General features: G+C 32.6%; 6 protein-coding genes. 3 read left to right on the top strand and 3 right to left on the bottom strand.

The features are described from left to right. Positions 1-152 precede the first annotated feature (152 nt). Complete coding sequence (locus tag Q0616_RS02205) at positions 153-668, top strand: hypothetical protein (RefSeq protein ID WP_188319593.1); 516 nt, start codon at positions 153-155, stop codon at positions 666-668. Here Q0616_RS02205 and Q0616_RS02210 read toward each other — a convergent pair. Further along, a complete protein-coding gene (locus tag Q0616_RS02210; protein ID WP_284584224.1) occupies positions 640-1,122 on the bottom strand; it encodes a hypothetical protein in 483 nt (160 codons plus the stop codon). The two genes, Q0616_RS02205 and Q0616_RS02210, sit on opposite strands and share 29 nt — an antisense overlap. Positions 1,123-1,248: 126 nt before the next feature. Beyond that, on the bottom strand, positions 1,249-2,766 hold the full coding sequence (locus Q0616_RS02215) for a Do family serine endopeptidase (RefSeq protein ID WP_260541171.1): 1,518 nt from the start codon (positions 2,764-2,766) through the stop codon (positions 1,249-1,251). A 163-nt stretch (positions 2,767-2,929) separates the two neighbouring features. Here Q0616_RS02215 and dapF point away from each other — a divergent pair, with 163 nt between their 5' ends. Both dapF and mltG read left to right on the top strand, forming a co-directional pair. Further along, complete coding sequence (gene dapF / locus Q0616_RS02220) at positions 2,930-3,706, top strand: diaminopimelate epimerase (protein WP_260541168.1); 777 nt, start codon at positions 2,930-2,932, stop codon at positions 3,704-3,706. Between the two features lie 9 nt (positions 3,707-3,715). Then, on the top strand, positions 3,716-4,738 hold the full coding sequence (gene mltG, locus Q0616_RS02225) for an endolytic transglycosylase MltG (RefSeq protein WP_225538948.1): 1,023 nt from the start codon (positions 3,716-3,718) through the stop codon (positions 4,736-4,738). Between the two features lie 112 nt (positions 4,739-4,850). On the opposite strand, the gene Q0616_RS02230 is transcribed toward mltG, so the two are convergent. Next, positions 4,851-6,827: outer membrane beta-barrel protein (locus Q0616_RS02230; RefSeq protein WP_298774711.1), on the bottom strand; the 1,977-nt coding region annotated here is incomplete at its 5' end.

Below are 6,827 nucleotides of genomic sequence, written 5' to 3' on the forward strand. Positions count from 1 at the left end.
TTTTTTGAGCAAATAATGTGGCAGGAAATAATATGCAAAAAAGTTTTTTCATCATCAAAATTGAATTCATTAGCTTGCAAAGGTAAAAAAAGTGATTTATTAAGAGGTTAATTCAAGCTTTTTTATAACTTTACTTAACATTAAATAACACTATGGCAGCGTTTATATCAATCTTAATCATTTTTTTAATTTTCGGAATTTTTGTTTCGATATTTTTTGTTATTGCCGTTTCTGATGCAAAAGTTAGAGAAAAGAACGAGTTGCATACGTTGAAAAGCTTACCCGAAGATATAGAACTGAAAGCGGTTGTGCGATATAACATTGGGCGTCCACAAGGGAGATTTCTTAAAATGAAATCCTTTCAAGGAAGTGGGGTGCTATATGTTCAAGGTGAGCAATTAATTTTTAAAGATATTTTAGGAAACGAAGATCATGTATATGATTTAAATACATGTAAATTATCTTGGGTTGAAAACAAAATTAACGGAATTACAAATGCGTTCAAGGTTGCAGATCACGAAGCGATTATATTCTTTTATATCGATAAAGGAGTTTCGATTTTTAGTACGATAGAAGAAAATGCTTCGACATCAGATTTGTATATTCGTCTGAAAGAGTTGCGCAAAAGCATTCGAAATGCTAAAAAAGTTGAGTCGGCAAATGAATAGTTAAGCCGGCTCTAAATCCGCTCATATCTTTAAAATCTTTATTCTCTCTAAACTCAAAAGAATAACCCGCATTTAATTCCACAATACTTAATACAGCAATCCCCGCTTTGGGTGTAATTGTCCACGGAGAAACTTCGGCTCGAATCACATAAAAAGCTGAACTGAAGTTTGAGCTATACGGATCAACTTGGTTGTTGCGAAAATTAAACATATATCCCGCACCAATCTCTGGTATCACACGAAATTTATCTTTCATATACCCCAAATTTGCATTTGCATTAAAGGTCAAAATATTGTTATTGTCTTGGACTAAAAATAAATCTGTTCCAACTTTTCCGTAATTTCCATTCCAATATTCGTAACCAACATTAATTGTAAAATAATCGGTTAAATTTTGTTGTGCTTTTGCCTGAAAACTACTGATAAAAATAAAGAGTGCGATGAACTTTTTCATGTGATAAAATTAATGAATAATTATTTTATAGGAAGAATATTAATCTTATAAAAAATAAATAGCTACAACAAAATATGTTGTAGCTATTTAGATTGATTTATTAAAATTTAAAATCGACTCGAAATTTTAATCCATCGTAAATCCTTTCGTATAAATACGTCCGTAATAATCTGCAAATTTAATTGAAACGCGTCCTTTATAGTTTTTCAGGATTTTTTCTATGTCTTCTTGCGAACTTACATTTTTTTCATTGATAGAAAGAATAATAAATTCATTCTGAACACCAGCTGCAGCTAATTTCCCTCCTGATTCTAAATCTTTCACCATTACACCATAATTGATTCCAAAATTATCTTTTTGACGTTCTGTTAATGGTTCAAATTGTGCTCCCAAAAGTTCAGTTGGTGTTAAGTCAGCTTTGCTTCTTACTTTTGTACTTCCTTTCGCATCTTTCAACGTAATTGTGTATGTTTTTTGTGCATTTCCACGTTTTACAGTCAATGTTACTTTATCACCAGGGCGTTTGCTACCTACGATAAAAGATAATGTAGAGAAAGATGTAATTGGTTTTCCGTCTACAGCTGTAATGATATCACCTTCTTCAATTCCAGAATCGATTGCAGATCCTTTCGAAACCAATTCAGTAACCATTACACCTTTATCAGTTTTTACATTTTTCTTAAATTCTCTGTTGTATTGTTTTACAGCGTCTTCATTTGATAAATCAAAGCCTTTGATACCTAAATACCCACGCTGAACCATTCCATAAGATTTAATATCCTCCACAACTTTTTTTACCAAGTTTGCAGGAACAGCAAATCCATAACCAGAGTATGCACCTGTTGGCGAAGAAATAGCAGTGTTAATACCAATCAAATCTCCATTTGCATTCACTAAAGCTCCACCAGAGTTACCTGGGTTAATCGCGGCATCTGTTTGAATAAATGACTCGATTGGTGATTCAGAATTTTTACCTAAAATATTAATGCTACGTCCTTTTGCTGATACAATACCAGCGGTAACAGTAGAGGTTAAACCAAACGGATTTCCTACAGCTAATACCCAATCACCAACATTAATAGCATCAGAATCTACAAACTTAGTAAATGGTAAACCTTTCTCTGTAATTTTAAGTAACGCAATATCTGTACTTGGATCTGTACCAACTAATTCTGCTGTATAGCTTTTTTGGTTATTTAGGGTTACTTCAATTTTAGATGCACCCTGAATCACGTGATTATTAGTAACAATATATCCATCTTGCGAAATAATTACACCAGACCCCATTCCAGATGGTTGATCTTGATCAGGTTGTTGTTGCTGTCTTCCTCTTTGTTGTGGTGAAGGTTGTCCAAAAAAGAAATCAAAAGGATCAAAGAATTGCTGTTGTTGTTGCTGTCTTCGATTCGAATAATTTTTAATACTTACAACGGTGTGCACAGCTTTATTAGAAGCTTCTACAAAATTAGGCGCATCGTAGCCGTAATTTCCTTTATAATCAACTAATTCGAAATCTCCATTTTTTTGTTCGTTGGCATTGGTAATAAATGGATTGTTTGTATTATCATTCATCAAATAAAAACCTCCCATAGTTGTCATAGAACTAACTAAACCAACTAATAAGTAGCCTGTATATTTTTTCATTTCTTTTTTATATAAGTTTTTAATGTTTTTGATTAAATCAAATTTAAGACCAAAATTTTAACATTTCAAACCGTTTAACGGTTGTTAACACTATATTATAAATCTTTTATAACATTAGTTAAGAGTGATAAAAATGTATTTACTTTGTTTAAAATTTAAGAAGTTGAAATTAAAATTTTATAAATACCAAGGAGCTGGGAATGATTTTGTCATGATTGATGATAGAGAAAAAACATTTCCTATTTCGACAGAACTGATTAATAGGCTGTGTGACCGTAACTTTGGGATTGGAGCTGATGGATTAATTTTGTTACAGAATGACGATCATTCAGATTTCAAAATGGTGTATTTTAATTCTGATGGAAACGAAAGCACGATGTGTGGAAATGGTGGACGTTGTATTATTCGATTTGCCAATGATTTGAACGTTGCCAATGACAAAATGACATTTAATGCAATCGATGGTTTGCATCATGGTGTAGTAGATCACGATGTTATTCGGATACAGATGATTGATGTGAATGAAGTTGAAGACCACGATGGTTATTTGTTTATGAATACAGGTTCGCCACATCACGTAGAATTTGTAAATAATGTAAAAGACATTAACGTGTACAAAAAAGGAAAATCTATTCGCAATGGAGCTCCTTATTTTGAGCAAGGTTCTAACGTAAATTTTGTAGAAGTCATGCCAGATCATTCGCTGAGAATTAGAACGTACGAGCGAGGTGTAGAAGACGAAACCTTGGCTTGTGGTACTGGAATTACCGCTGCTGCAATTGCTGCTTATGTGAAAAATTTAGTAGACAAAAACGACATCAAAGTAAAGGCAATGGGTGGTGATTTATCGGTGAATTTTGAAGAAAATAATCATAACTTTGTCAATGTTTGGTTGAACGGACCAGCCGTAAAAGTTTTTGAAGGTGAAATTGAAATTTAATTCGATCCTATGAAAAAAATAAATTTTGTATTACTATTATTCTGTTCATTTGTACTGATAGGATGTACATTTATAGATGGTTTCAAGGGAAATGCAACAAAAGATGGTTACATCTATATTTCTCGCGGAGCTAATTTTGATCAAGTCTTAGATTCTTTGAAACCATTTTTAAAGAACGAAAAGTTGTTCAAACAATATGCTGAAGATGCAGATTATCCAGCAACCATTAAATCTGGAAAATATAAAATTTCAAGCACAGATACTAACCGTGATATTATCGATCGTTTGCAAGGTGGAGAACAAGAAGAAGTGAAACTTCGTATCAAAAATGAACCTACAATTTATCATTTGGCAAGTTCTGTTTCGAAGCAAGTTGATATGGATTCGGTTCAAGTTTTAACAGCGATTCGAGATTTTGTAAAAGAGAAAAATGATACCACGTTAAATGACGAAACGGTAAAACAATATTTTATTCCAGAAACGTATTTTGTGTATTGGGGAATTACACCAGAAAAATTTGTAGAAAAAATGGTGGCTCAACATGATAAGGTATGGAACGAAGAGCGTCTTGCAAAAGCAAAAACACTTAAGCTATCACCTTTAGAAGTGACAACTTTGGCTTCAATAGTTCAGTTAGAATCATCTGATAATATGGAAGAACAACAAAAAGTGGCGCGTGCTTATATGAATCGTTTAGCGAAAGATATGCGTTTGGAAGCGGATCCAACTTCTATTTATGCTTACAAAATGGAAAATGGTTGGAACCAAAAAGTACAACGCGTGTACAAAAAATGGACATGGTCGTCGAATGCTTACAATACCTATCGCAACAAAGGTTTGCCTCCTGCGCCCATTTGTTTGCCGAATTTAGGAGCAATAGACGCGGTTTTATCACCAGCTAATCACGATTTTATTTTCTTTGCAGCTGACCCGAAAAAACCAGGTTATCATATTTTTACTGCCGATTATCAAGAACATTTGAAAAATGCAGATGTTTACCGAAAATGGTTAAAAGAGAATAATATTAAATAGTATTTAGCTAAACTTAATTTAGTTATCAACAACAAAATAAGATCAATAGAAAATCCCTCAACAGCTTTAAAATAAGTGTTGAGGGATTTTTAATTCGTTATTATTTGATTTTTTAGAACTTATATCGAAGACTCACGATAAAATATCTGCCCAAAACATTGCGTGTTGTAGTCGATATGTAGTTATCTGTAAAGCCATTTGAAACGATGATATTGTTTCCTAATAGATTTCCACCCGTTAAAGTTAGGTACGTTTTCTTCGCAATTTTATAACGCGCAGAAGCATTCCATTCTTTTGCATCATTTAAACGTTCTCCATTACGGTATTGTAAACGATAGGAAAAATCGGACTGAATTAATAAATTATCCGTCACCGACCAAGCGGCATCTCCATAAGGACGCCAAGTTTCAAATTTTTGTTCGAACAAAGATTTGAAATTACTTAAGCTTAAATTTAATCCAGCTTTTAATTCGAATTTCTTATTGAATACAAACGAATTTTCTAAATTATACGTCTGATTAAAAGACGTATTATTAACCACTCGTTCTGTATCGTCGATTTTACTTCCTGTGTAAGTGTAATAGTCAGAATAATTTAAATTAGCTGTTCCACGCACATTGTACCATTTAGCAAAACGTTTGTAAATCATAAAATAACCTGAATACGTATCATTGTCATAATCCGAATTCAATAAGGTGTTAATCTGTGTTTGATTTTCTTGATTTAGGACAGAAGTTGTAACGATACTTTTTTCACGTTTCGAATAGGATACATTTCCAAAAATATTGAAAAATGAAAAGGAATTAAAATGATTGAAACTTAACGAAGCAGTATGTGTTAGTGCTTGTCTTAAATCACGATTTCCTTGAAAAATACTGAAGTAACTTTGCAAAACATACGAATCGGTCAAATCTTTTGCATGCGGTAAATCGTAGGCTTGTTTATAATTTGCCGTTATAGAAGTCGCATTGTTAAACTTATAATTCAAGCGTGCGTGTGGTAAAACCTTCGTTTCATTAAACTTCTCGTTTGTCCCATCTGTGAACTTTGCATTTTCTGAAAAGAAAATCAATCCAGCACCAAGATCAGCTTGAAAATTCCCTATTTTTTTTGTCAATGTTACATCTCCAAAGGTTTCATTGTAATCAAAATTCGTATCACTTATGGTATTGAATGAAGTGATCAAGTTTTGGTAATCATACAATGAATTTTCAAAACGTTGAAAACTGAAATTTGTTCCAACCTTAAATTTAAGGTTCGCTGTATTGGTTAATAAATGATTATAAACGGTATAAAACTGAAACGTATTGACATTATATCGTTGGTCTTGATTCAAATTATATTGATCGTTAATTTTTGATAAATTCCCAAAAATAGTAAATGGTTGATTCGATGAATACAAGTTGAAATCTGGTGTTTCATTTTGGAATTGATGACGAAGATAAAAACCAATGTTATGATCACGACCAATCTTTTTGATGTACGATAAATTTTGACTTAATCTGAAATTTTCGCGATCTGTAAAGTTATTTCTAAAACCTGTTTTTTGCCCATCAAGAAAATTATCAACCGATTGTTCGTCTTCATTTTTCATGTAGTTAAAGTTCAGGTTATATTTAATCTGTCCTTTATCATTCGGATTATAGTCAAGTTTTATACGAGCCATTCCCATCAACGTATTGTTTTTGTTTCGTTGCTCATCTATGGTTGTATAAGGATTTTCTACCGTATTATAAAAACGTTCTACCGTAGAATTGTACTTGATGTTGTTCGTGTTAACTAATCCAAAACCAGAAACTTTAAGCCTTTTATTAGGTTCTACACCGTAATGTAAAGCGCCGTTATACGTACTCATTTCTGGAGCATCAGATTCTGTAGGAAACGATAAACTTGCATTTCCTCCTCTAATGGACAGTTGACTACCGTCTTCCGTAAAATTAGACATTCCACCAAAAAATGTCATGTAATCATCAAAGTCAAAAACCTTTTTTCCAAACGTATTGAAATCATGGATGGTTGTAGCATCACTTTTTTCAGAGAAATAAAAAATTTTAGCTTGCGCATCACCGTGTTTGTCGGCATCTACACC

This window comes from uncultured Empedobacter sp. (genome assembly GCF_937930195.1).
Lineage (GTDB): Bacteria > Bacteroidota > Bacteroidia > Flavobacteriales > Weeksellaceae > Empedobacter > Empedobacter stercoris.

What these genes read in the sequence shown, in the direction of transcription:
- Q0616_RS02205 (WP_188319593.1), top strand. Translation starts at nt 153, where the DNA reads ATGGCAGCGTTTATATCAATCTTAATCATTTTTTTAATTTTCGGAATT.
- Q0616_RS02210 (WP_284584224.1), bottom strand. Translation starts at nt 1,122, where the DNA reads ATGAAAAAGTTCATCGCACTCTTTATTTTTATCAGTAGTTTTCAGGCA.
- Q0616_RS02215 (WP_260541171.1), bottom strand. Translation starts at nt 2,766, where the DNA reads ATGAAAAAATATACAGGCTACTTATTAGTTGGTTTAGTTAGTTCTATG.
- mltG (WP_225538948.1), top strand. Translation starts at nt 3,716, where the DNA reads ATGAAAAAAATAAATTTTGTATTACTATTATTCTGTTCATTTGTACTG.